Source organism: Rhodococcus sp. KRD175 (assembly GCF_017168275.1).
Classification (GTDB): Bacteria; Actinomycetota; Actinomycetes; order Mycobacteriales; family Mycobacteriaceae; genus Rhodococcoides; species Rhodococcoides fascians.
In genome coordinates, this window is record NZ_JABFAQ010000005.1 from 263,063 (window position 1) to 286,647 (window position 23,585).

The window sequence follows — 23,585 nt, forward strand, 5'->3', positions numbered from 1 at the left end:
GGACGGCCGATCGGAGGAGCTACTCCGCAGGGTCGTACGTCTTCAGTTCTGCTGTGCCCTCCCAGTGGGCCAACAAGTTCTCGGCCAGCTCGCGATACGCCTGCGCGCCCTTGTTCTTTCGCCCCGACAGCACCGTTGCGCCGGATGCACTCGCCTCCGCGAAACGCACCGTCCTGGGGATCGGCGGAGCGAGGACCGGCAGCGAGTACCGATCGGAAACATCGCCGAGCACGTCTCGGCTATGGGTGGTACGGGCATCGAACAGGGTGGGCAGTGCACCCAGCAGTGCGAGGTCGGGGTTGGTGATCTGCTGCACCTCGGACACCGTCCGCAGTAGTTGTCCGACGCCGCGGTGAGCGAGCGTCTCACACTGGAGCGGGACCAGAACCGATTGCGCGGCCGTGAGACCGTTCAGCGTGAGAACACCGAGCGAGGGTGGGCAATCGATGACGACCACGTCGAAATCCTGCAGAATCGGTGCCAGAGCACGCTTGAGTGCGAACTCGCGACCGGCGCGCATGAGCAACAGCGCCTCCGCACCCGCGAGGTCGATCGTGGCGGGCAACAGCACGATCCCCTCCGCCGTCTCGATCAGCACGTCCTCGACCTGTGCGTCCCCGGTCAATACCTCGTGCACCGACGAGTCGAGCTTGTCCGGGTTGTGACCGAGCGAGAACGTCAGGCATCCCTGCGGGTCGAGATCGACCACCAGAACGCGTCGGTCGAGTGCGTGCAGCGCGGCTGCCAGCGAGGCGACCGTAGTGGTCTTGGCCACGCCGCCCTTCTGATTCGCTACCGCAAGAATTGTCGTCACGCCCTGATCCTTGCCTAGATTCGCCGCTCGAGCGAGGTTTGTCGGTTCCGGGCGCGTCAGTGCATCACGATCGGCGGCGCGGATTCCTGAGAAACGTGCTTGGTTCGGGGCAGGAAGAACGCGGGCACGAACGTGATGACGATGAGCACCAACGCGACCATGAAGGTGGTCCCGAACGCGCGCGCCGAGATGTCGAATGCTTCGAGCTGGCTCGAGGCCGTCAGCGCCGGCTTCTGCTGCGCGGTCAACACCACCGACATCAACGCGGTTCCGATCGATCCGGCGGCCTGCTGGACGATGTTCATCAATGTCGAACCGCGAGCGACTGTTTCGCTCGTCAACGTCTGCAGCGCAGCAGTCATGATGGGCATCATCGTCGAGCCGAGCCCCAGCCCCATGACGAACAAGGCTCCGATCAACAACGTGTACGACGTGCTGGTGCCGACCTGGGTGAACACCGCCATGCCTGCGGTGATCAGGACCATGCCCATCAGCACGATTCGTCCTGGACCGGTCTTGTCCGCGATCACTCCGGCGATCGGCATGGCTATCATCGCGCCGATACCCTGCGGTGCGAGAAGCAGCCCGGCCGACAGTGTGGACTCGCCGCGGAGCAGGAAGTAGCTGGGAAACAGCAACCCTGCGCCCATGAACGCGACCATGAAGAAGGTGGTCGTGATGACCGCGACGGTGAGTGAGCGGTTCCGGAAGAGCCTCAGGTCGATCAACGGATGCTCGACGCGAAGAGCGTGGAAGACGAACAACACGATCAGCACCAGGCCCACGATGACCGGAACCAGCACCTTGACGGCCAACACGGTCTCGGTTTCGACGACCGACGACGCACCGTAGAGAAACAGGGCCAGACCGGGAGAGAGCATCAGCATGCCGCGGAAGTCGAACGATTCCGACGGGGTCGGATTGTCGCGCGGAAAGATCACGATTGCGGCGATCAGCGCGAGAATGCCGATCGGCAAGTTGATGAGGAAGATCCAGTGCCAGCTCGCGGCCTCGATCAGCCATCCGCCGAGGATGGGGCCCGCGATGGGCCCGATCAGCATCGGCACACCGAGCACGGCCATCACGCGGCCGATCCGTTCGGGGCCGGCGGCACGCGTCATGATCGTCATGCCCAGGGGCATCAACATGCCTCCGCCGAGGCCCTGCAGTACACGGAACACGATCAACGACGTGATGTCCCAGGCGAAACTGCACAGCACCGAACCGAGAACGAACAGCACCAGTGCCGTGATGTACAGACGCTTGGTGCCGAAACGGTCCGCAGCCCAGCCCGTCAACGGGATGACGGTGGCCAAGGCGAGGGTGTAACCGGTCATCGTCCAGGCCGCGTTGGCATACGTGGTCTCGAACACGTCGGTGAACGTCCTCAGGGCCACGCTGACGACGGTGACGTCGAGAATCGACATGATCGCGCCGAGAACGACGACACCGGCGATCTTCAGCAACGCTCCGTCGAGCTTCTCCGGGGCACCGGAGGGCGCGGGCTTCTGCAAGTCGGTCATTGTTCTCCAGATCGATGAGAAGAGCTACGAGGTCAATGCAGTGAGCACACTGACGGGCAGGACTGCGTTGCCTGCGACGGTGAAGATCCAGAAGAGAATAACCGTCCGGTAGGTCTGGACTCAATCGCGTTTTCGGACACATCCACCGGTTCGGTATGACGAAGCACACACCCGACCGGCAGGCATGATCGTGTGCATGACCAACCACGGAGCCGTCGAGGCCGGCCGAGTCGTTCTACTCCGCCACGGGGAAACCGAATGGGCCCTCGCAGGTAAGCACACCGGAAACACCGATGTTCCACTCACCGCCCACGGTGAGCAGCAGGCAGTCGAGGCCGGCTCACTGCTGACTCTGCTGAATTTGCGAGACCCGGTGGTCATCAGCAGCCCGCGCGAACGGGCCCGTCGAACAGCCGATCTCGCGGGGCTCGAGGTCGATCGAACATGGGATGCGCTGTCGGAGTGGGACTACGGCGACTACGAGGGCATCACGTCGTCGGAGATCCACGAGACAGTGCCGCACTGGACCGTCTGGACGCACCCGTGCCCGGGCGGAGAGTCGATCGGTGACATCGCTGTTCGCGTCGAACTGGTGTTGTCCGTTGTTCTTCCACTGCTCGAAGGCCGGGACGTGGTGCTGGTGGGACACGGCCATTTCTCGAGAGCACTGATCGCCGGCTGGACGGAAGCGTCCATCACCGAAGGGAAGCGCTTCGCATTGTCCCCGGCCGCCTACTCACTGCTCGGTTTCGAGCACTCCTTTCGACAGCTCATCGCCCACAATGTTCACCCCTCGATTCTCTCTGCAGCCACCGATCGCTCGATCGGCACCGACCCGACCGGAGGTCCACGATGATCCGCCGCGCCACCGAAGACGATGTATCCGCCATCTGCGGGTTGGTCCACGAACTGGCGGAGTACGAGAAGGCGTCCTCGTTGTGCACGGTCCGAGACGACCAACTCCGGTCGGCTCTGTTCGGTGAGAATCCGTCGGTGTTCGCGCACGTCGCCGAGCACGACGGCGTGGTGGTGGGGTGCGCTCTGTGGTTCTTGAACTTCTCCACCTGGGACGGGGTCAACGGAATCTATCTGGAGGACCTCTACGTGCAGCCGGACGCACGCGGCCATGGGTTCGGAACCGCACTGCTGGCAGCGTTGGCGGCCGAGTGCGAAACCAACGGCTACACGCGACTGACCTGGTCGGTGTTGGACTGGAACACTCCGTCGATCGGGTTCTACCGAGCGTTGCACGCGCAGGCTCAGGACGAGTGGACCACATTCCGATTGACCGACGGTGCCCTGAGGGACCTGGCCGCGAAAGCGTCCTAGAGACGCGGTTCGTCGTCGACGTCGCTGTACTCGGCCGCCATCCACTGCGACGAGGGTGGACTGAACAGCAGCACCAATACCGCAACCACAACGATTCCCAGAACGATGCCGTAGACGGTCTGATGTGAACCGGTGAGCAGCGACCACACGACGGGAAGCAGCAGTAGCTGTACGACGGTTGCCAGTGCCCTCCCCCACCGTTTGCCGAGAATCAGGGCAACGCCTGCAGCCCCGACGCCGAGGCCCAGCACGCCGAACCACCCGGCCGTGCCGTACCCGTTGGCGACAGCGTTGTCGCCCTCTCCGGAGACCGCGCGCACGACGAGAACGAAGGCCGCGACCAGCGAGACGGCACCTTGTGCTGCGACGAGGACCCCGGCGGATCGAAAAGTGGCCGGTGGGGTGAGGTTCTCGGGTTGGGTGGACACGGGACCAGCCTAGGCAACCGGGAGTGGAGCCTGCGGAACGACCCAGGGGGCGGGAGTGGAGCCTGCGGAACGACCCAAGGGGCAGGAGTGGAGCCCGCGGAACGACCCTGGGGCGCGAGTGGAGCCTGCGGAACGACCCGGGTGGTGCCGGTGGAGTCCGCCGAGCCACCCGGTTAGTGTTTGTTCCTGTGCGTGCGCTGCTGATCGTCAATCCCAATGCGACTTCTACGACGGCTGCAGCTCGGGATCTGTTGGCTCATGCATTGTCGAGTCGGTTGCGGGTGACGGTGGCGCAGACGACGCATCGTGATCATGCGTCGGAGTTGGCTCGGGGTGCCCGTGAGGACGGGGTGGGCCTGGTGATCGTTCACGGGGGTGACGGCACGGTGAACGAGGTCATCAACGGTCTGCTCGGGGTTCCGTTGCCGACGTCGATGCAGGCGGTGACGATCGGCGCGATTCCGCCTATTGCGGTCGTTCCCGGTGGTAGTGCGAATGTGTTCGCGCGCTCTCTCGGAATCGAGGCGGATCCGGTAGCGGCCACGAATCAGTTGATCGGTCTGCTGGACGCGCGGGCGCGGCGGACGGTCGGTCTGGGGCATTGCGACAACCGGTGGTTCACGTTCAATGCCGGGATGGGTTTGGACGCGGAAGTGTGTCGGGCCATCGATGCGAGCCGGAAGGACGGTACGCCGGTGTCGGCGACGCGTTATCTCCGGTTCTCGGTGCAGGAGTTCTTCAAGCACAAGCGTCGTCCGGCGCAGTTGACGGTGGAGGTTCCCGGGCGGGATCCGTTCGAGAACGTGCACTATGCGTTCGTGTCGAACTCGAGTCCGTGGACCTTCTTGAACGATCGTCCGGTCCATACCAATCCCGGGACCGCTTTCGATTCGGGTCTCGGCGTGTTCGCGATGCGCTCGACGGCACTGTTCCCCACGCTGCGGGTGTCGCGTCAGCTGTTGGCCAAAGGTGCAGAACCGAAGTCTCGCAAGTTGATTCGAGTCGACGACGTCCCGAGTGTTCGAATTACGTCTGCAGAACCGATGGGGCTGCAGATGGACGGAGACTATCTGGGTGAACGCACCGAGGCGGAGTTCTTCTCGACTCCCGACGCATTGGATGTTGTCGCGCCCGTTACGTGAGACCCACTGTGACCTGCGCGCGAAGATGCTCGATGGGCAATTTCCTGCGAAATCACGAGCAATATCTGCCGAGTCGGGGTACAAAGGAGCGCAGAAGGCTAAAGCGAGCCTAACAGAGTGAGCTTGACCACGGTCACGCGCGTATCCCTTGACTTCACCTGAGTTCGTGAAAGCATTCACAAGCAACAGTGCGGAAACATTGGTTACCCACTCGTGAAACAGAAGAGAAACGAAACGGCGCTTCGGCGCCCGGTAAGGAGCAGAGGATGGACTGGCGCCACAAGGCAATTTGTCGCGATGAAGATCCGGAACTATTTTTCCCGGTGGGAAACAGTGGTCCGGCGCTCGCGCAGATCGCCGATGCCAAAGTCGTCTGTACTCGGTGCCCCGTCACCGCAGAATGCCTGTCCTGGGCACTCGAATCCGGCCAGGACGCAGGAGTATGGGGCGCAATGAGCGAAGACGAGCGCCGTGCACTCAAGCGACGCAACGCACGTACGCGCGCACGTAGCTCCGTCTAGGACGCAGGCACACAACACTCGGTAGGCCCGGTATCCGCTCAGCGGATACCGGGCCTTCTGCATGTCGGACTGCATAGCGGGCGCTTCCACGGATCGGGCGTTCTCACGTCACAGTGCGGCCGGTTCGTAACGCACTGTTCACGAGCGGCCCGTCAGGCTCGCGGCACCCGACGGCCCAGTGGCACTCGCAGCATGGCGTCGGTGCCACCTCCAGGAGCCGGATGCAGGCCCAGAGAACCGTTCAGTTCGACCGACACCAGAGTGCGTACGATCTGCAGCCCCAGTCCGTCCGAACGCTCCAACGAGAACCCTGCGGGCAATCCGCGACCGTCGTCGTGGATGACGACGTCGAGCCATTTCGACGAACGATCGGCACCGATGCGCACCACGCCGACCGATCCGGCGTCGAACCCGTGCTCCATCGCGTTCTGCACCAGCTCGGCCAACACCATCACCAGCGGTGTCGCCCGCTCGGCGGAGAAGACACCGAGTTGGCCGTCTCGGACCACCCGCACCCGAGGGTTGACGGTGGCGATGTCGAGCATGATCGGCACCAACCGGTCGACTATCTCGTCGAGATCCACTTCTTCGTCGACCGACATCGACAGCATCTCGTGCACCAGCGCGATGGACGTCACGCGGCGAACGGATTCGGACAACGCGGTGCGAGCTTCCTCGTTCTCGAGCCGCCGCGACTGCAGCCTCAGCAGAGCCGCCACGGTCTGCAGGTTGTTCTTCACTCGATGGTGGATTTCGCGAATCGTCGCGTCCTTGCTGAGCAGCGCACGGTCGCGTCGCTTCACCTCGGTGACGTCTCGGACGAGTACGGCTGCGCCCGCGGATCGACCGTGCGGCTGCAGTGCCAACGTGCGCACCAGAACCGTCGCGCCGCGGGCGTCCACTTCCATTCGGTGCCCGACGTTGCCGGACAGTGACGACCGGATATGGTCGGCCACTTCTTGCGAATCGAACGGGTCGGTCACCAGAGACCGCGTCACCGACGCGAGGTCACGGCCCGACAGTTCCGTCGTCAAACCCATCCGGTGGTACGCCGACAGCGCATTGGGGCTCGCGTAATCCACCCGTCCCTCGGTATCGATGCGGATGAAGCCGTCGCCGGCCCGCGGCGACGAGTTGACGTCGGTTCGCTCCTCCGGCGTCGGAAACGTTCCCTCGCTGATCATCAGGCACAGATCGTCCGCACATTCCCGATACGCGACCTCGAGCGCACTCGGCGGACGAAGCTGGGCCGGATTGGTGTCGCGGGTCAGCACGGCGATGACGTGCTCTCCACATCGCACGGGAATGCTCTCGCTGCGGGTCAGAACACCACCCTGCACGATCTTTCGCTGTTGCAACGCGACGAGCACTTCGGGGTGCTCGGACTCGGAGATGGTCGTCCCCACGATGTCGTGGGTGAACACCGTCGGCGCGGTGGTGGGTCTGCACTGGGCGACACACAGCACGTCCGCCGACCCGTCCGAGACATCGTCGGTACCGACCCAGAGCAATACGTCCGCGAACGACAGGTCGGCCAGGAGCTGCCACTCCCCTACGACGCGCTGCAGATGGTCCACCGCGGCACCGGGCAGATCGGTGTGTTCGGCCAGCAGGTCACTGAGGGTCGACACGGGTTCTCACGCAGCCGTCGGTCAGGACACCACAGCGATGAGGTCGCCCTGTTGAATGACATCCCCCACTGCGACGTCCACGGACGTGACGGTGCCTGCGGTCTCGGCGAGCACGGGAATCTCCATCTTCATCGACTCCAGCACGACCAACGTGTCACCGACCTCGACGGCATCACCGCGGGCCACGACCACCTGAAACACCGTCGACACCATCTCCGCACGAACATCCTCGGACACCGGCGAACCCCTCTCTCACGACACCTCGAACCGCGGCGGGCACACACCGGAGACCATGCCCGTCACAGTAAGCCAATCACACGTGGGAGACTGTAGTGAACAAACGAGAGGAGCCCATCATGGGAAAGCGTGGACGTAAGAAGCGTGCTCGTAAGGGCAACAAGGCCAACCACGGCAAACGTCCCAACAGCTGACGTTCTGCCACCAGCCACGAAGGGCCGAGAAGCACTGCTTCTCGGCCCTTCGTCGTCGGTACGATCAGGTTATTCGGAGTCGACGCTACGGGTCAGCACCGTACGTCGGATTTCCACGCTGAGTCGCTCGCGAAGCCCGGCGGGCGCTTGATCTCCGCCACATTTACGGGAGATCAGCCGCTTGACCTTCTCTTCGATGCCGTACGCCTCGAAGCACGATCCGCACTCGTCGATGTGCTTCTGCAACCGTTGCCTGCTGGCCTCGTCGCACTCGTTGTCCAACATGATCCATACGTCCGCGATCACGGCCGAGCAATCCAGTCGCTCGAATTCGGCGTCGGCTCCGCCGTCGCCCACAGAACCGCCGCCGATGATGTCATCGCCGGAATCACCGGTGCGCGTCACTGGACTACCTCCTGCTCGTGCCGGTCGACTGCGCCGTCCCGGTTGAATCCACGGTCGCGGGCCACACCCGCCAGCAAACCTCGAAGTTGCTTACGCCCACGATGCAAGCGCGACATCACCGTTCCGATGGGCGTTCCCATGATCTCCGCGATTTCCTTGTACGGGAAACCCTCGACGTCGGCGTAGTACACCGCCATCCGGAATTCCTCGGGCAACGACTGCAGAGCGGCCTTGATGTCGTCGTCCGGCAGTGCGTCCAGCGCCTCGACCTCGGCCGAGCGCAGTCCGGTGGACGTGTGTTCAGCGGTCGCGGCGAGCTGCCAGTCACTGATCTCGTCGGTCGGGTACTGCGCAGGCTGACGCTGCTTCTTGCGATAGGAGTTGATGTAGGTGTTGGTCAGGATTCGGTAGAGCCACGCCTTCAGGTTCGTGCCCTCACGGAACGACCGGAACGCCGAGTAGGCCTTCACGAACGTCTCCTGCACCAGGTCCTCGGCATCTGCGGGGTTGCGCGTCATCCGCAGCGCGGCACCGTACAGCTGGTCGAGCATCGGCAACGCGTCACGCTCGAAGCGTTCGGTCAGCTGGGCCTCGGTCTCGGCTGCCCGCTGCTCGGCGATCGCCTTCTCGTCCGCTTCGGTGGGAGTCCTGGCTTCTGTCACGCTGATCCCTTCGGTAGCTTCCACCGCCCAGGCTACCGCGCCCGAAGTCGGCTTCTGCGACGAGATCACCCCCTTGATCGCCAAGGGACGTCCCGCGGTCAGCACTGCCATTCGTCATTCCTTCCGCCTGCATCCGTATCTGCCCTGTCACAACACTGCCGCGCGCCGCGGTGTTCCCGCCGCAGTCGATAGAGTCCGACGAATGGCTGCGTCGACTCCCGCTCTTGCGCTGCTCACCGCACAAAAGGTGGCGCATACCGTGCATACCTACGAGCACGATTCGCGCACGCAGTCGTTCGGCAGCGAGGCCGCCGAGATTCTGGGCGAGCGCCTCGGCGTGCGCCCGGAGCAGGTGTTCAAGACCCTGGTCGTCGAACGCGCAGATCGTTCGCTGGCCGTCGCGGTGGTCCCCGTCACCGGAATGCTCTCGTTGAAAGCGGCAGCAGCCGCTCTGGACACACGGAAGGTCGCGATGGCCGACAGGACCGCCGCCGAACGGTCGTCCGGCTACGTGTTCGGCGGAATTTCGCCGCTCGGCCAACGTAGACCCCTGCCCACCGTCATCGACGACTCGGCACTCGAGTTCGACCGTGTGCTGTGCAGCGGGGGTCGCCGTGGCCTGGAGATCGAACTCGCTCCGGCCGATCTCATTCGCCTCACGCGCGCCGTCACCGCGCCCATCGCCGCACACTGACCGCCGATGAGCGAAGATGGACCGGTGAGCACTTGGACAGCCCCCGCCGCCGATGGACCCATCGACGCGACAGTCACTCTGCCCGGATCGAAGTCGATCACCAATCGCGCGCTGATCATCGCCTCGCTCGCATCCGGCCCGTCGACCGTCACCGGCGCGCTTCGCAGCCGCGACACCGACTTGATGATCCATGCTCTGGAGACACTGGGCGTGCAGGTGGCCGCCGACCGCAACGATCCGACGTCTCTCCGTGTGACACCGGGAACGCTCCACGGTGGATCCGTCGAGTGCGGCCTGGCCGGAACGGTCATGCGTTTCGTCCCGCCCCTGGCGGCGCTCGCCGACGGCGTGGTGTCCTTCGACGGAGACGAGCAGGCTCGCATCCGGCCGCTCGACACCATCCTCGACGCACTGCGCGCTGTGGGCGCCGACGTCGATGGCAGCGCGCTGCCGTTCACGATGCGCGGTACCGGTTCGCTGCGTGGTGGATCCGTCGAGATCGACGCCTCGGGGTCGTCGCAGTTCGTCTCGGGTCTGATGCTCTCGGCCGCGGCGTTCGACGAGGGAATCGAGATCCATCACATCGGTAAGCCCGTCCCGTCCATGCCGCACATCGACATGACCGTGGAGATGCTGCGCCGTGCGGGCGTCCGAGTCGACACCCCGGAATCGAGCGGAGACGCGAACACCTGGCGCGTGCATCCCGGTTCGGTGACCCCCGTCGATTGGAGCATCGAGCCGGACCTCTCGAACGCCACCCCGTTCCTCGCTGCCGCTGCTGTCACCGAAGGTGTTGTGCGAGTACCGAACTGGCCTGAGTCGACGACTCAACCCGGTGATGTGTTCCGCGAGATCCTCACGCAGATGGGCGCGGTGGTCGAACTACACGCAGGGGTGCTGACCGTCGAAGGTCCGAACACGTTGCGCGGCATCGACTTCGATCTGCACGACGTCGGCGAGCTGACCCCCACCGTCGCAGCACTCGCCACCCTGGCCGAGGGGCCGTCCATCCTGCGCGGCATCGCCCACCTACGCGGTCACGAGACCGACCGACTGGCCGCACTGACGACCGAGATAGTGCGCCTCGGCGGGCGAGCGGTCGAAACCGAGGACGGCATTCGCATCGATCCCGCACCGCTGCACGGCGGCACCTGGCACTCCTACGCCGACCACCGCATGGCCACTGCCGGCGCGATCGTCGGGCTCCTCGTCCCGGGCGTCGAGGTCGACGACATCGGCACCACCGCCAAGACTCTCCCCGGCTTCGAGAACCTGTGGGACACGATGTTGTCCGCTTCCACACCCAGCGGGGTCGGATCCTGACCGCGCGCCGCTACGACGAGTCCGACGTCCGCATCCGGCCGGGCAAGAGTTCGCGTCCGCGCACCAAAACTCGACCCGAACACAACGACGCCGAAGCCGGCATGGTGGTGTCCGTGGACCGCGGCCGCTGGGGCTGCGTACTCGACGGTGATCCGTCTCGGCCGGTCGTGACGATGCGGGCCCGCGAGCTGGGGCGAACCCCGATCGTGGTTGGCGACGAAGTCGGTATCGTCGGAGATCTGTCGGGCAAGGTCGACACTCTGGCCCGAATCGTGCGCGTGGCCGAGCGGCGAACGGTGCTGCGCCGCACCGCGGACGACACCGACCCGTTCGAACGCGTCGTGGTGGCCAACGCCGACCGACTGCTCATCGTCGCAGCGCTTGCCGATCCACCTCCCCGCACCGGCTTCGTCGAGCGCGCTCTCGTCGCGGCGTATGTCGGCGGACTCGAACCGGTGCTGTGCCTAACCAAGAGCGATCTCGCTGCACCCGACGAGTTCACCGCGTCGTTCGCCGATCTGGACGTCCCGGTGGTACTGGCGGGCCAGTCCGAGGACCTGACCGAACTGACCGCCATGCTGACGAACAAGGTCACCGCGCTCATCGGACACTCCGGTGTCGGCAAGTCGACACTCGTCAACAGACTGGTGCCCGACGCCTATCGCGCGACCGGGGTGGTCTCGGGCGTCGGCAAGGGCCGCCATACGTCGACGCAGTCGGTGGCGCTGCCGCTACCGGGCGGCGGATGGGTGGTCGACACTCCCGGCATCCGATCGTTCGGATTGGCGCACATCTCGCCGGAGAACGTCGTGGCCGCATTCTCCGACCTCGCCGAGACCATCGAGGACTGCCCCCGCGGCTGCACTCATCTGGGCCCCCCGGCAGATCCCGAGTGCGCCCTCGACACGCTCACCGGGGATGCAGCACGACGGGTGGCTGCCGTACGGCTCCTGCTGGAAGCGGTTCGAACGAACGAAGCCTGGTAGAGACCCACGGGGTCTGTACCAGGCTTCGTTGCTCGAAATCGGAGTCGGTCAGGCTGCTTTGCCGACCAGTCTGCGAATTCCCTTGCGCTTCTTGGTTTCTGCGATCGCGGTACGGAGGCCACGCCGCTTTCCGGTGTCGGGGTCGACGGCGAACAGACCTGCAGGCGCCTGTTCCCATTTACGCTCGGACGCGGTTTCCGGCGCGTCGTCGCTGGTCGCCTTCAAGTACTTGTTCGGAAGCGACAGCTTGGCGATCGTTCGCCACGACAGGAAGTACTGGTGCACGATCGAACCGGTCGTGTACGGCAGGTCGTACTTCTCCGCAAGCTCGAGAACCCGAACCTTGATCTCCCGCAGACGATTGCTGGGTAGATCGGGGAACAGGTGATGCTCGATCTGGTAGCAGAGATTGCCGCTCATGAACTCCATGACCGGGCCGGCGTTGAAGTTCGCGCTGCCCAGCATCTGACGCAGGTACCACTGCCCCTGCGTTTCGCCTTCCATGTCCGACTTGGTGAACTTCTCGGCACCGTCGGGGAAGTGCCCGCAGAAGATGACGGTGTTGGTCCACACGTTGCGCATCATGTTGGCGACGATGTTCGCCGTCAGCGTGCTCTTCCAGGCAGGTCCGGTGAGCAGCGGATGCAGGACATAGTCCTTGCCCATCTGCTTGCCGACCTTCTCGAGAACCTCGCGACGCTTCTGCTCGAATTCTTCACGTGGGACGCGGCCCTTGGCCACCTTGCCCAGTTCCAGGTGCTGCAGCGCCACGCCGTACTCGAAGAACAGCTGCAGCAACAGGTTGTAGACCGGGTTGCCGATGTTGAACGGCTTCCAACGCTGGTCGCGGGTGACGCGCAGCAGGCCGTAGCCCACGTCGTCGTCCATGCCCAACACGTTGGTGTACTTGTGGTGAATGTAGTTGTGCGTCTGCTTCCAGTGCGCCGAGGGCCCCGTGTTGTCCCACTCCCACGAGGTGGAGTGAATTTCCGGATCGTTCATCCAGTCCCACTGGCCGTGCATGACGTTGTGGCCGAGCTCCATGTTCTCGATGATCTTCGCGGCCCCGAGCATGGCGGTACCGACCAGCCATGCCGGGCGGCGGCGACTGGCGAACAGGACTGCACGTCCGCCGATGTCGAGCGAGCGTTGCAGCCGAATCGTGTTCTTCACGTACCGGGCGTCGCGTTCACCACGGGACGCCTCGATGTCTCGCCGAATCGCATCGAGCTCGTGGCCCAGTGCTTCGATGTCGGCGTCGGTCAGATGCGCGTATTCCTTGATGTCCGAAATCGCCATGGGAAACAGCCTCCTGGCAGTTGTGAACACACAGCGTGCGGTAGTGAGCCGTGTGCATTTCCGTCACCTACCGTACCGTAACTTACGGTCGCGTAGGTTACGGGCGCGAATCTGTGTGACGATTCACAATCAGGCGGTGACGTCCGATCGCCGGAGCGCCTTCGCCTGTCGTTTGGCTTCTTTCTTCGCGTTGCGCAGAGCTCCTCGCGCCTCCTGCATCGCCGAGCGCAGTCCACGGCGCTGGCCGGTGAGCGGGTCGATCCGAAGTGCGTGCACGGTCGGAGAATCGCCGACGCGCCAACGCCGCTCCGACGATGTCTCGGGCGCGTTGTCCGAGGTTGCGCGCAACCACTTGTCGGGCAGCGACAGCTTGTGGATGGTCCGCAGTGCCAACAGGTACTGCTTACCGAGCGACCCTGTCGTGTACGGCAGGTCGTACTTGTCGCACAGCGCGTGCACCTTCTCGGCGATCTCCGAGTACCGATTGCTCGGCAGATCCGGGAACATGTGGTGCTCGATCTGGTAGCAGAGGTTTCCGCTCATGAACGCCATGACGGGGCCGGCCTCGAAGTTGGCACTACCGAGCATCTGCCGCAGGTACCACTCGGGACGGGTCTCGTTCTCGAACTGACCGATCGTGAACTTCTCGGCACCGTCGGGAAAGTGACCGCAGAAGATCACGGCGTAGGCCCAGAGGTTTCGAACCAGGTTGGCCGTGGCGTTGGCGGTCAACGTGGACTTCCACGCCGGGCCGGACAGGGCCGGGAACAGGACGAAGTCCTTGCCGACCTGCTTGGCGATCTTGCGCGCGAAAGCGCGGGCCGCCGGTGACTTGAAGAGGCCTTTTTCGTGTTCCCCGTCGAGCTGCTTCTGAGCGTCGTAGTCGTGCAGTGCGATGCCCCACTCGAACGTCGTGGCCAGCACGATGTTGGCGAGCGGCTGAACGAGGTTGATCGGCTTCCACGGCTCGTCGCGGGTCATCCGCAGGATGCCGAAACCGATGTCGTCGTCCATTCCGACGATGTTGGTGTACGTGTGGTGCGAGTAGTTGTGCGCCCGCTTCCACTGCTCCGACGGTCCGGTCTGGTCCCACTCCCACGAGGTGGAGTGAATTTCCGGATCGTTCATCCAGTCCCACTGGCCGTGCATCACGTTGTGGCCGAGTTCCATGTTCTCGATGATCTTGGCGACGCTGAGCATCGCGGTCCCCACGAGCCATGCCGGCCGGTACTTGCTACCGAGCAGCACGGCGCGTCCACCGAGCTCGAGCATGCGCTGAGCTCGGATGGTCCGGCGGATGTATGCGGCATCGCGTTCACCGCGACTGTCCTCGACGTCGCGGCGAATGGCGTCCAGTTCGCGCCCGAACGCTTCCATGTCTTCTTCGGTCAGGTGAGCAAACTCTTTGATGTCGGTGATGGCCACCGGGTCCTCCAACAGTTGTGTGCGGCGCCCGAAATACCGGGGTTCAGCGTGGGCAACCTACGTGAGCGTAACCCAGCAGCCTGAGAAGGCAGTGTGCGAAAAACAGACCTACAGTTCCAATGTGCAGTCGCCCGCGGCCGCGGAAATGCACGTCTGGACGCGGTCACCCTCGCTGTGTTCCTTACCGGAACGCAGGTCGATCACATGCCCTGCGGTCAACGGCACCACACACGTCTGGCAGATACCCATACGGCAGCCGAACGGCATCCGAACACCCACTTTTTCGCCCGCTTCGAGCAGTGTGGTCGCCCCGTCCGCCGCCGCTTTCTTGTCGGACTTGGAGAACGTGACGGTTCCGCCCGAACCGGACGTATCGGCGCGTGAGATCTCGAACCGCTCGAGGTGCAGCTTGTGCTCGATTCCCTCGCGCTTCCACGTCTTCTCGATTTCTTCGAGCAGTGCCGCGGGACCGCAGGCCCAGGTGTCGCGGGTACGCCAGTCGGGGTACAGCTCGTCGAGCGAGGACAGAGCGAACTTGCCATCGGAACGCGTCAGCTGCACGTGAGAGGTGAACTCGGGATGCGACTTCTCGAGGGCTGCGAGTTCGGCCGCGAACATCACCTCGTCCTCGGTGGGGGCCGAGTGGATATGCACGGTATCGGGCATGTCGCCGTGGCGATCGAGTGCTCTGAGCATCGAGATGACCGGGGTGATGCCGCTACCTGCGGTGACGAAGAGAATCTTGGCGGGCGGCGGAACGGGCAGTGCGAAATTGCCCTTCGGTGCCGCCAGTCGCACGATGGTCCCCTGCGGCACGCCGCCCACCAGGTGTGACGAGAGGAACCCTTCGGGCATCGCCTTGACGGTGATGGAGATCAGCTTGTCTTCCCAGTTCGGCGGCGAGGTCAGTGAATACGAGCGCCAGTGCCACCGACCGCCGAGATGCAGTCCGATTCCGATGTACTGACCCGGCTGATAGTCGAAATTGAAGCCCCACCCGGGCTGGATCACCAGTGTCACCGCGGTAGCGGTTTCTTTCTCTACGCGTACGACGCGGCCGCGCAGTTCACGGGCCGACCACAACGGGTTGGCGAGGTGCAAGTAGTCGTCGGGCAGTAAGGGAGTGGTGATGCGGGTGAAAGCACCACGCAGCATGTTCAGCCTCGGCCGCTTGGGTGCCGAGACACCGGCCACCGGGGCCTCCAACCACTTCTTCAGATCCATCGGGTGTTCCCCATCCCCTCGATCGTCGTACCGAACCGCGTGCGGGCATCGAGGTTACGCTACCGTAGGTTGAGTCCCCTGGTCACCTCTGCAGGCAGCCCAACCGCGGATATCGCCAGGTCGTGGCCGAGAGCAGGATCACAGCAGATCGAGCAGAAACGGTAGTTCCTGGGGGGCGTACCACGCCAGCGTGTGGTCTTCGGCATCACCGAGAACGAATTCTGCATCGGCATCGCCCATGTCCGCTGCGTCCACGGCGGAGACAGCCTTGGCAACTGCTTCTTCGGCCCCTTCCAGATCGACGTGCACCGACGCGACCTGATCCATTCGCAGCGGTTCCTTCAGCCGAACGACAGCGTCGTCGAGATCGGGACGCAGGGTGGGATCGTCGACGTCTGCGGCAATCACCGCCCGTCGGTAGACCACGCCGTCGGCCACCGTCCCCGTGTCCGCCTCGTCGTCGACGGCCGCGGCGATCAGGCGCAGCGAGGCACGCGCGGCCTCCCCCATCGCGACCTCGGACAACTCCTCGTCGTCGCCCGACGAGTACGCCTCACGCAAGGTGGGCGTCACCGCGAATGCGGTGCGCGAGACCGGACTGAACTCGCCCTCGGCTGCGAGCACTTTCAAGAATTCCAGCGTCGCCGGAACGTAGACACGCATTGCAGAAGACCTCACACTCTCGATTCGTTGCTGGCGTCGACCAACTCTTCCAGCGCCTCGTGCAACAGCGCTGTCACCACATCCACATCGGGCATCGCTCCGCGGTCGGCGTTGAGCCCGAAGAACACGAAACCGTCGTACGACGTCAGCCCGATACTCAACGCCTGATTCTCGAACAGCGGCGACACCGGGTACATCTCGAGCATCCGGGCACCACCGACGTACAGCGGAAACTGCGGTCCCGGCGCGTTGGTGACGATCAGGTTGAACACTCGTTGCGAGAGTCGGCTACCCGCCCGCGCACCCATGGCATGCAGGCTCGCCGGAGCGAACCCACTGATCCGCATCAGCGTCTGAGCCGTCACACCGCGGCTCTGATGAGAATGCGCCTCGGTTGCGTGCGCGATGTGAGACAGCCGAACGACGGCGTTCGACTCCCCCACCGGGAGGTCGACAAGAAACGAGGACACTTCGCTGCGATCGTCCTCTGCCGGCTCACCGGACATGTCGCTGCCCTCACCGAAGCCGACTCGATCGGACGAGACGTACACCGACATCGGCACCATGGCCCGCACGGTGGACGATGCCGTGACGGGTTCGCCGCGCGAGAGCAGCCAATTTCGCAGCGCGCCGGTGACGACTGCGAGCACGACGTCGTTGATCGAGCAGTCGAATCTGTCGTGGATCCTGCGGTAATCCGCCAGCTCGGTCTTGGCCACGGCGAACCGACGATTTCGCGAGATCGGCGCGTTCAGTGGGCTGGACGGGGCGCTCTGTGTCGCGGTACGCAGCACGGCCGCGACCTTGCCCGCGGCGCGCAATGCGTCGCCCGCGAGACCGGCAACCCCGTTGACCGCGCCGCGCAACGTCTCGATGCTCTCGCCCGGACGCACCACCAGTTCGGTGAGCGCGTCGAGCACCAACACCGAGTCCTTGGGCTCACGGGCGGGCATCCACAGCTCCTCGGCCATCGGCGCGGGGTTCTTGCTCGCGTCCAGAATGACCTGACCGATGTCGAGCGCATTCTCGCCGTCGACGAGGGCCGAATGAGACTTGGTGAAGATGGCGAAACGATTCTTCGCGAGGCCCTCGACCAGGTACATCTCCCACAACGGTCGGGTGCGATCGAGCGGCCGTGAGGTCAGTCGCGCGATCAGGTCGTGCAATTGATCGTCCGTCCCCGGCTTGGGTAGTGCCGAACGACGGATGTGATAGGTGATGTCGAAATCCGCGTCGTCCACCCAGACCGGCCGCGCCAGACCGAACGCGACTTCGCGGACCTTCTGCCGGTAGCGCGGAACCAGCATCAGTCGCTGTTCGACCAACGACAGCAGTCGGTCGTAACTGAAACCGCTCCGCGGGGTCCGAAAGACGGCGAGCGAGCCGAGGTGCATGGGACTGCTGCCGGCCTCGAGAAAGTAGAACGACGCATCCTGCGCCGTCAGTCTGGTCGCCATCGCGTGTCTCGGTCCCCGTCCTCGCACGTGGTGCGCCCCGATCGATACCGCCTGTTGCGCGGTGTGCTCGAACTCAGAGTACGTGGGTTCGCGACGTGAGTCCCAGTGCCGGGTGGGCACCGACGTGTCGCCGATCTCGGGAACCGAAATTCGATCGCGACCGTCAATGTCGGTGTGAGCGTCATCGAATCCAACGATCCGCCGGACACCGGGGACGACAGCCCGATACCGTCGCCGGCGGACTCTCGGCTGCGCGCCGAGCACCATTGCTTTCTGTCGCGGCCGACCCAGTTCGAGCCGCCACTCTCGGCAGGCGCGGTGCACACCTGGGGACGGGGTGAGAGCCCGCAAAGGCCACCGGAACGCCATCCGGCATCGGTACGCAGCACTCGCCCCCGCCGCCGGGCCGAGGCACCCCATCGACCGATCGTGCAAGTGGTGCCCGCCGATGCGCGGGCGAGCGCCGAACGCGCCATGCGGTTGCTCATCGAGGTGATCGACCGCAGGCGCAGTGCCGAGCAACTGTCCTCGTTGTTCACTGCGCCCGTGATCGACCTGATTCGCACCATCGTCCGCACGCCCCCACCGGGACGGCGACTCGGATTCGCCGCGGTGCGTCGCGTGCACGTCGCTTATAGATCGGACACGTCGGCCGAGATATTCGGCTCGTACACCCGCGGCCCACGCACCTTCGCCTTCGCGGGCCGAATCGAGCAGGCGGTCGACCCACGGCGGCCAGGATGGACGGTCACCTCGTTGCGAGTGGGTTGAGAACACGGGTCGCCCGGCTAGGTCGCGCCGGATCGACCCGGCCGACTACTTCTTGCGCTTGGAGCGCGCCGACTTCTTCGGTGCTTTGTTCTGCGCTCGCGCTGCTTCGCGACGCTCGCGTCGGGTTCCCTCGGCCGCCGACTCCGCGCTCGCTGCAGCATCCGATCGCTGCACAGCCGTACCGCCCCCCTCGGCCGGGCCGGAGAACGTCAATCTCTGTTCGTCCCGCTCGTCGAGTCCTTTGGCACGCAGAGCTGTGGGAGCTGCCTGAGCTGGAGCGGCAGGGGCCGGGGCCGCCTTGGCCGCAGGCTGACCGCCCGTGGCCGCAGGTGCCGACGTTGCCGCAGGTGCCGGGCGACCGGATCCGACGGGTGAGGCCAACCCGGGGGCAACCGCGAGACCTGCGGACGCGGCCGGACCTGACGGGGCTGGGGTTGCTTCGACCTGGAGGTTGAACAGGAAGCCCACCGACTCCTCTTTGAGGCCGTCGAGCATGCCCTGGAACATGTCGTAGCCCTCCCGCTGGTACTCGACCAGTGGGTCTCGCTGGGCCATCGCACGCAGTCCGATGCCCTCCTTGAGGTAGTCCATCTCGTAGAGATGCTCGCGCCACTTGCGATCGAGGACGGACAGCAGCACCCGACGTTCGAGCTCCCGCATTCCGTTCTCGCCTGCGATGCCGTCGATCTCGGCCTCGCGAGCGGCGTAGGCCGAGCGGGCGTCCTCGAGCAGCGCCTCGCGCAGCTCGTCGCGGCTCAGGTCACCCTTTTCGCCGTCCTCGTTCTCGCCCGAGAGAACCTTGTGGTCGATACCGACCGGATACAGAGTCTTCAGTGCCGTCCACAACTGCTCCAGATCCCAGTCCTCGACATAGCCCTCGCTCGTCGCACCATCGACGTAGGCGGTGATCACGTCGGTGATCATGCCCTCGACCTGGCCCTCCATGTCGGCACCTTCGAGGATGCGCCTGCGCTCCTCGTAGATGACGGTGCGCTGCTGGTTCATCACCTCGTCGTACTTGAGGACGTTCTTGCGGATCTCGAAGTTCTGCTGCTCGACCTGGGTCTGTGCGCTCTTGATGGCCTTGGACACCATCTTGGCCTCGATCGGGACGTCGTCGGGCAAATTGAGCCGAGTCATGATCGATTCGAGTGCGCCGCCGTTGAATCGACGCATCAACTCGTCGCCGAGCGAGAGGTAGAACCGCGATTCGCCCGGATCACCCTGACGACCGGAGCGCCCTCTGAGCTGGTTGTCGATACGGCGGGAGTCGTGGCGCTCGGTTCCGAGAACGTACAGGCCACCGGCCTCGCGCACGGTGTCCGCGTCGGCCTTGACCTGTGCCTTGACCTCTTCCAGAGCAGGCTCCCAGGCGGCCTCGTACTCCTCGGGCGTCTCCACCGGGTCCAAGCCCTGCTTACGCAGCTTCAGGTCGGCGAGGATGTCCGGGTTGCCGCCGAGCACGACGTCGGTGCCACGGCCGGCCATGTTGGTCGCCACCGTCACCGCGCCCTGTCGCCCGGCCTCGGCGATGATCGTCGCTTCCTGCTCGTGGAACTTCGCATTGAGCACGTTGTGCGCGACGCCGCGCTTGGTGAACTGCTTCGACAGATACTCCGACCGTTCCACGCTCGTGGTGCCGATGAGAACCGGCTGGCCCTTCTCGTGCCGCTCGACGACATCGTCGACCACCGCGTCGAACTTGGCTTCTTCCGTCTTGTAGATCAGGTCGCCGTTGTCGACGCGGACCATCGGGCGGTTCGTCGGGATCGGAATGACGCCCAATCCGTAGATCTGATGCAGCTCCGCGGCCTCGGTCTCGGCCGTACCGGTCATGCCGGAGAGCTTGTCGTACAGGCGGAAGTAGTTCTGCAGAGTGATCGTGGCGAGGGTCTGGTTCTCGGCCTTGATCTCCACCTTCTCCTTGGCCTCGATCGCCTGGTGCATGCCCTCATTGTAGCGGCGTCCCACCAGGATGCGACCGGTGAACTCGTCGACGATGATGACCTCGCCGTCGCGGACGATGTAGTCCTTGTCCTTGGTGTAGAGCTCTTTGGCCTTGATGGCGTTGTTCAGGTAGTTCACCAGAGGCGAGTTGGCCGCCTCGTACAGGTTGTCGATACCGAGCTGATCTTCGACCAGCTCGACGCCGGCCTCGTGCACACCGATGGTTCGCTTGCGAATGTCGACCTCGTAGTGGGTGTCGACCTTCAGCATGGGGGCGATCCGGGCGAACTCGCCGTACCACTTGCTCGACGCGTCGGCGGGGCCCGAGATGATCAGTGGGGTTCGCGCCTCGTCGATGAGGATCGAGTCGACCTCGTCGACCACGGCGAAGTTGTGTCCGCGCTGCACCAGATCGTCGAGCGAGTGCGTCATGTTGTCGCGTAGGTAGTCGAACCCGAACTCGTTGTTGGTGCCGTAGGTGATGTCGGCGGCATACGCTGCACGGCGTTCGACCGGCGTCATCCCGGACAGGATCACGTCCACCGACAGACCCAGGAAGCGGTGCACACGGCCCATCCACTCCGAGTCTCGCTTGGCGAGGTAGTCGTTGACCGTCACCACGTGCACACCGTCGCCGGAGATGGCGTTCAGGTAGGCAGGCAGAACACACGTCAGGGTCTTGCCCTCGCCGGTCTTCATCTCGGCGATGTTGCCGAAGTGCAAGGCGGCTCCGCCCATCACCTGCACGTCGAAGTGCCGCTGGGACAGCACCCGCCACGATGCCTCACGGGCGACCGCGAATGCCTCGGGCAGCAACTGATCCAAGGTCTCCCCGGACGAGTACCTCTCCTTGAACTCGGCGGTCTTACCCCGCAGTTCGTCGTCGGAGAGATTCTCGACGTCCGAAGACAGGGTCGAGACGTGGTCAGCGATGTTCTTGAGCCGCTTGACCATGCGACCTTCACCAACACGGAGCAGCTTGGAAAACGACAGCGACGGCACGGGTTTTCTCGTCCTCGATCCTCGGTTCACGGGTACTGACACGAACAAATCTGTTACTCGACGCGTTACTGCTACCTGCACGAGCGCACGGGTTCGTCACCGTGACGTCCGCGCGGCAGTAACCCGAACGCGTCCATGGTAGGCGGTCTCGCTGTGGGTACGGCAGTCCCACTGTCGGTCCCCGAACGACACCACGCCGGCATTCGGACAACCCCGACACAGCACTGCAGGCTCGACGTGGGGATCGTGTCTTCCGGCGTCGAGCCTGCAGTGGTCGGATATTTCACGGACGGCGAACGACCCGTTCGCCGTCACGCTCGGTCAGGTGAGCCTGATCAGGCCGTAGTCGAAGGCATGCCGTCGGTACACCACGGAAGGCCGGTCGGTGGCACTGTCGTGGAACAGGAAGAAGTCGTGGCCGACCAGTTCCATCTCGTACAGCGCATCGTCGACGCTCATCGGTGCCGCCGAGTGAACCTTCGTGCGAACGATGTGCCCGGGGCCGGTCTGATCGTCCTCGAACGAATCCAGCTTGGTCTCAGGATCGAGCGCAAGTGTGTCGTCTTCGGCGAGTTCAGCGGTGGCCTCGGCGACGGATACGGGTCTCTTCTCGCCGTAGTGGACCTTGCGCCGATCCTTGGTACGCCTGAGTCTGCTTTCGAGTTTCGAGGTCACTGCTTCGAGTGCGGCATAGAAACTGTCTGCGCACGCTTCGGCACGAACGACCGGGCCTTTGCCCTTCGCGGTGATCTCCACGCGTTGACATGCTTTGGCCTGACGGCGATTTCGTTCGTGCTGCAGTTCGACATCGAACAAGTAGATGGAGGGGTCGAAGCGCTCGAGGCGAGCCAGTTTCTCGGACACGTATATCCGAAAATGGTCCGGTATCTCGACGTTGCGGCCCTTGACCACAACGTCGGCATTGCTCTTGGCGGGTTCTTCCGAAGGCTTCTCGTCGAAGAAAACCGAGGCTTGTGAAGGGGTCGTCACGTGTACCTCCCGATATCGGCCACGCCCACTGTTGGACGTGGCAGGTGTGCATGCCGAATGGGGAACCTTCCGGCATCTCGAGTCCGGGGCATCACCTCACGTCCGTGTTTCTACGGGTCGTTCTACCGGTCCGCTCCGTCGTGATGGAGCGTGTCCGCGACGTTAGTCGGTCATCGACGCGTGTGCCACCGTTCACCCCGAATTGGTTGTCGGCGTGTCTCGTCGACTCGCGTTCACGCGCTGGCCACCACGATCGCACCAGCCAACGAGATCCCGAAATCGGTTAGCACTCTTGCACATTCGGCCAGGGTCGCCCCGGTGGTCACCACGTCGTCGACGAGAAGAACGGTCAGTTCGTCGGTTCGCGGCCGCGGCCGGCCGATACCCGGGCGCGACTGTCCGATCACGTCGATTCGGCCCGCCACGTTGTGCTGACGCTGACCTGCTGAGAGCCCGACCGAATCCCGCACTCCCCCGGCCATCTTCAGCAGCTGGGGAACCGATACTCGCTCCGGTGCCAACTCGGTCGCTGCGTTCCTCGCACACCGCAGCACCGGATCGCCCCCTCGGGCTCGCGCTGCGCGCGCCCGGGACGGAGCGCACACCAGAACGAGGGGACTCAGCTCCGGTGGATCGATCTCGCCCGCAGCACGCAGTTGGCGCACCGCACCCGCCAGCGCCCGGCCGAACGGCACGGACACGGCCCGTCGGCCCCGTTCCTTCAGTGCGATCACCCCGTTGCGCCGAGGACCGGTGTACGTGCCCAGCGCCCAGCAGGGCACCCCCGGATCGACCCGCGGACGCACCCGGACAGGCGGCACCGACAGCGCCTGTTCACAACGGCGACACCACTGCTCCCCCGGCACCCCACACCCGGCACATTCGAGGGGCAGGACGAGGTCGAGAAGCGTTCTCATG

General features: G+C 64.4%; 24 protein-coding genes. 9 read left to right on the forward strand and 15 right to left on the reverse strand.

The genetic code is table 11. The annotated features are described in order from the left end of the window. Nucleotides 1-19: 19 nt before the first annotated feature. Both J1M81_RS09380 and J1M81_RS09385 read right to left on the reverse strand, forming a co-directional pair. Entirely contained in the window at nucleotides 20-814 is a 795-nt protein-coding gene (locus tag J1M81_RS09380; RefSeq protein ID WP_027496529.1) for a ParA family protein, read from the reverse strand. Between the two features lie 56 nt (nucleotides 815-870). After that, complete coding sequence (locus tag J1M81_RS09385; protein WP_206497965.1) at nucleotides 871-2,337, reverse strand: DHA2 family efflux MFS transporter permease subunit; 1,467 nt, start codon at nucleotides 2,335-2,337, stop codon at nucleotides 871-873. 196 nt (nucleotides 2,338-2,533) lie between these two features. On the opposite strand from J1M81_RS09385, the gene J1M81_RS09390 reads away from it, so the two are divergent. Next, nucleotides 2,534-3,193 carry an acid phosphatase gene (locus J1M81_RS09390; protein ID WP_048320261.1) on the forward strand — a complete coding sequence of 220 codons (660 nt, stop codon included), beginning with the start codon at nucleotides 2,534-2,536 and terminating at the stop codon, nucleotides 3,191-3,193. Beyond that, a complete protein-coding gene (locus J1M81_RS09395) occupies nucleotides 3,190-3,666 on the forward strand; it encodes a GNAT family N-acetyltransferase (protein ID WP_206497966.1) in 477 nt (158 codons plus the stop codon). The genes J1M81_RS09390 and J1M81_RS09395 overlap by 4 nt, the downstream gene beginning before the upstream one ends. Here J1M81_RS09395 and J1M81_RS09400 read toward each other — a convergent pair. Next, nucleotides 3,663-4,094: a hypothetical protein gene (locus J1M81_RS09400; RefSeq protein WP_027496526.1), complete on the reverse strand. Its 432-nt coding sequence runs from the start codon at nucleotides 4,092-4,094 to the stop codon at nucleotides 3,663-3,665. The genes J1M81_RS09395 and J1M81_RS09400 overlap by 4 nt on opposite strands. 188 nt (nucleotides 4,095-4,282) lie before the next feature. Here J1M81_RS09400 and J1M81_RS09405 point away from each other — a divergent pair, with 188 nt between their 5' ends. After that, on the forward strand, nucleotides 4,283-5,236 hold the full coding sequence (locus J1M81_RS09405) for a diacylglycerol kinase family protein (protein ID WP_027496525.1): 954 nt from the start codon (nucleotides 4,283-4,285) through the stop codon (nucleotides 5,234-5,236). Nucleotides 5,237-5,502: 266 nt separating this feature from the next. After that, nucleotides 5,503-5,757 carry a WhiB family transcriptional regulator gene (locus J1M81_RS09410; protein ID WP_032366305.1) on the forward strand — a complete coding sequence of 85 codons (255 nt, stop codon included), beginning with the start codon at nucleotides 5,503-5,505 and terminating at the stop codon, nucleotides 5,755-5,757. A 152-nt stretch (nucleotides 5,758-5,909) separates the two neighbouring features. Here the strand turns inward: J1M81_RS09410 and J1M81_RS09415 are convergent, their stop codons facing one another. Together J1M81_RS09415 and J1M81_RS09420 are read right to left on the reverse strand one after the other, a co-directional pair. Then, on the reverse strand, nucleotides 5,910-7,388 hold the full coding sequence (locus J1M81_RS09415) for a sensor histidine kinase (protein ID WP_027496524.1): 1,479 nt from the start codon (nucleotides 7,386-7,388) through the stop codon (nucleotides 5,910-5,912). A gap of 21 nt (nucleotides 7,389-7,409) precedes the next feature. Then, entirely contained in the window at nucleotides 7,410-7,625 is a 216-nt protein-coding gene (locus J1M81_RS09420; RefSeq protein WP_027496523.1) for a biotin/lipoyl-binding carrier protein, read from the reverse strand. Between the two features lie 119 nt (nucleotides 7,626-7,744). On the opposite strand from J1M81_RS09420, the gene J1M81_RS27005 reads away from it, so the two are divergent. Next, nucleotides 7,745-7,819: a 50S ribosomal protein bL37 gene (locus tag J1M81_RS27005; RefSeq protein WP_370878772.1), complete on the forward strand. Its 75-nt coding sequence runs from the start codon at nucleotides 7,745-7,747 to the stop codon at nucleotides 7,817-7,819. 69 nt (nucleotides 7,820-7,888) lie between these two features. Here J1M81_RS27005 and rsrA read toward each other — a convergent pair whose 3' ends face one another. Beyond that, the gene (gene rsrA / locus J1M81_RS09425) at nucleotides 7,889-8,176 is read right to left on the reverse strand and encodes a mycothiol system anti-sigma-R factor (protein WP_027496522.1); all 288 of its coding nucleotides are present in this window, start codon (nucleotides 8,174-8,176) and stop codon (nucleotides 7,889-7,891) included. A 44-nt stretch (nucleotides 8,177-8,220) separates the two neighbouring features. After that, nucleotides 8,221-8,997, reverse strand: a complete 777-nt coding sequence (locus tag J1M81_RS09430) for a sigma-70 family RNA polymerase sigma factor (protein WP_230591196.1) — start codon at nucleotides 8,995-8,997, stop codon at nucleotides 8,221-8,223. A 91-nt stretch (nucleotides 8,998-9,088) separates the two neighbouring features. Here J1M81_RS09430 and ybaK point away from each other — a divergent pair, with 91 nt between their 5' ends. From ybaK to rsgA, 3 genes are read left to right on the forward strand one after another with little or no spacing between them, the layout of a single operon-like run. Continuing rightward, nucleotides 9,089-9,580 (forward strand): Cys-tRNA(Pro) deacylase, encoded by a 492-nt coding sequence (gene ybaK, locus J1M81_RS09435; protein WP_206497967.1) that lies wholly within the window; start codon nucleotides 9,089-9,091, stop codon nucleotides 9,578-9,580. A gap of 6 nt (nucleotides 9,581-9,586) precedes the next feature. Then, nucleotides 9,587-10,903, forward strand: coding sequence for a 3-phosphoshikimate 1-carboxyvinyltransferase (aroA, locus tag J1M81_RS09440; protein WP_206497968.1), 1,317 nt, complete (start codon nucleotides 9,587-9,589; stop codon nucleotides 10,901-10,903). Next, entirely contained in the window at nucleotides 10,855-11,889 is a 1,035-nt protein-coding gene (rsgA, locus tag J1M81_RS09445; protein WP_027496518.1) for a ribosome small subunit-dependent GTPase A, read from the forward strand. Before aroA ends, rsgA begins: the two co-directional genes overlap by 49 nt. Before the next feature lie 48 nt (nucleotides 11,890-11,937). On the opposite strand, the gene J1M81_RS09450 is transcribed toward rsgA, so the two are convergent. The 5 genes from J1M81_RS09450 to J1M81_RS09470 form a co-directional block, all read right to left on the reverse strand. Next, complete coding sequence (locus tag J1M81_RS09450) at nucleotides 11,938-13,188, reverse strand: fatty acid desaturase (protein WP_032372694.1); 1,251 nt, start codon at nucleotides 13,186-13,188, stop codon at nucleotides 11,938-11,940. Nucleotides 13,189-13,317: 129 nt separating this feature from the next. After that, nucleotides 13,318-14,613 carry a fatty acid desaturase gene (locus J1M81_RS09455; protein ID WP_027496516.1) on the reverse strand — a complete coding sequence of 432 codons (1,296 nt, stop codon included), beginning with the start codon at nucleotides 14,611-14,613 and terminating at the stop codon, nucleotides 13,318-13,320. Nucleotides 14,614-14,721: 108 nt separating this feature from the next. After that, nucleotides 14,722-15,837 (reverse strand): ferredoxin reductase, encoded by a 1,116-nt coding sequence (locus J1M81_RS09460; RefSeq protein WP_206497969.1) that lies wholly within the window; start codon nucleotides 15,835-15,837, stop codon nucleotides 14,722-14,724. Between the two features lie 138 nt (nucleotides 15,838-15,975). Continuing rightward, on the reverse strand, nucleotides 15,976-16,500 hold the full coding sequence (locus tag J1M81_RS09465) for a hypothetical protein (RefSeq protein ID WP_032366300.1): 525 nt from the start codon (nucleotides 16,498-16,500) through the stop codon (nucleotides 15,976-15,978). Between the two features lie 11 nt (nucleotides 16,501-16,511). Further along, on the reverse strand, nucleotides 16,512-17,957 hold the full coding sequence (locus J1M81_RS09470) for a wax ester/triacylglycerol synthase family O-acyltransferase (RefSeq protein ID WP_027496513.1): 1,446 nt from the start codon (nucleotides 17,955-17,957) through the stop codon (nucleotides 16,512-16,514). Between the two features lie 174 nt (nucleotides 17,958-18,131). On the opposite strand from J1M81_RS09470, the gene J1M81_RS09475 reads away from it, so the two are divergent. Beyond that, nucleotides 18,132-18,728, forward strand: coding sequence for an Rv3235 family protein (locus tag J1M81_RS09475; protein WP_141215098.1), 597 nt, complete (start codon nucleotides 18,132-18,134; stop codon nucleotides 18,726-18,728). 45 nt (nucleotides 18,729-18,773) lie between these two features. Here the strand turns inward: J1M81_RS09475 and secA are convergent, their stop codons facing one another. The 3 genes from secA to J1M81_RS09490 all read right to left on the reverse strand — a co-directional run bounded on the left by secA (nucleotide 18,774) and on the right by J1M81_RS09490 (nucleotide 23,584). Then, on the reverse strand, nucleotides 18,774-21,677 hold the full coding sequence (gene secA, locus J1M81_RS09480) for a preprotein translocase subunit SecA (protein WP_206497970.1): 2,904 nt from the start codon (nucleotides 21,675-21,677) through the stop codon (nucleotides 18,774-18,776). Nucleotides 21,678-21,998: 321 nt separating this feature from the next. Next, the gene (gene hpf / locus J1M81_RS09485) at nucleotides 21,999-22,667 is read right to left on the reverse strand and encodes a ribosome hibernation-promoting factor, HPF/YfiA family (protein WP_027496511.1); all 669 of its coding nucleotides are present in this window, start codon (nucleotides 22,665-22,667) and stop codon (nucleotides 21,999-22,001) included. Between the two features lie 233 nt (nucleotides 22,668-22,900). Next, a complete protein-coding gene (locus J1M81_RS09490; protein WP_206497971.1) occupies nucleotides 22,901-23,584 on the reverse strand; it encodes a ComF family protein in 684 nt (227 codons plus the stop codon). Nucleotide 23,585 lies beyond the last annotated feature (1 nt).

Excerpts from the sequence above, each read along its gene's own strand:
- J1M81_RS09385 (WP_206497965.1), bottom strand. The coding sequence starts at position 2,337 with ATGACCGACTTGCAGAAGCCCGCGCCCTCCGGTGCCCCGGAGAAGCTC.
- J1M81_RS09390 (WP_048320261.1), top strand. The coding sequence starts at position 2,534 with ATGACCAACCACGGAGCCGTCGAGGCCGGCCGAGTCGTTCTACTCCGC.
- J1M81_RS09395 (WP_206497966.1), top strand. The coding sequence starts at position 3,190 with ATGATCCGCCGCGCCACCGAAGACGATGTATCCGCCATCTGCGGGTTG.
- J1M81_RS09410 (WP_032366305.1), top strand. The coding sequence starts at position 5,503 with ATGGACTGGCGCCACAAGGCAATTTGTCGCGATGAAGATCCGGAACTA.
- J1M81_RS09430 (WP_230591196.1), bottom strand. The coding sequence starts at position 8,997 with ATGGCAGTGCTGACCGCGGGACGTCCCTTGGCGATCAAGGGGGTGATC.
- ybaK (WP_206497967.1), top strand. The coding sequence starts at position 9,089 with ATGGCTGCGTCGACTCCCGCTCTTGCGCTGCTCACCGCACAAAAGGTG.
- aroA (WP_206497968.1), top strand. The coding sequence starts at position 9,587 with ATGAGCGAAGATGGACCGGTGAGCACTTGGACAGCCCCCGCCGCCGAT.
- J1M81_RS09450 (WP_032372694.1), bottom strand. The coding sequence starts at position 13,188 with ATGGCGATTTCGGACATCAAGGAATACGCGCATCTGACCGACGCCGAC.
- J1M81_RS09460 (WP_206497969.1), bottom strand. The coding sequence starts at position 15,837 with ATGGATCTGAAGAAGTGGTTGGAGGCCCCGGTGGCCGGTGTCTCGGCA.
- J1M81_RS09465 (WP_032366300.1), bottom strand. The coding sequence starts at position 16,500 with ATGCGTGTCTACGTTCCGGCGACGCTGGAATTCTTGAAAGTGCTCGCA.
- J1M81_RS09470 (WP_027496513.1), bottom strand. The coding sequence starts at position 17,957 with ATGGCGACCAGACTGACGGCGCAGGATGCGTCGTTCTACTTTCTCGAG.
- J1M81_RS09490 (WP_206497971.1), bottom strand. The coding sequence starts at position 23,584 with ATGAGAACGCTTCTCGACCTCGTCCTGCCCCTCGAATGTGCCGGGTGT.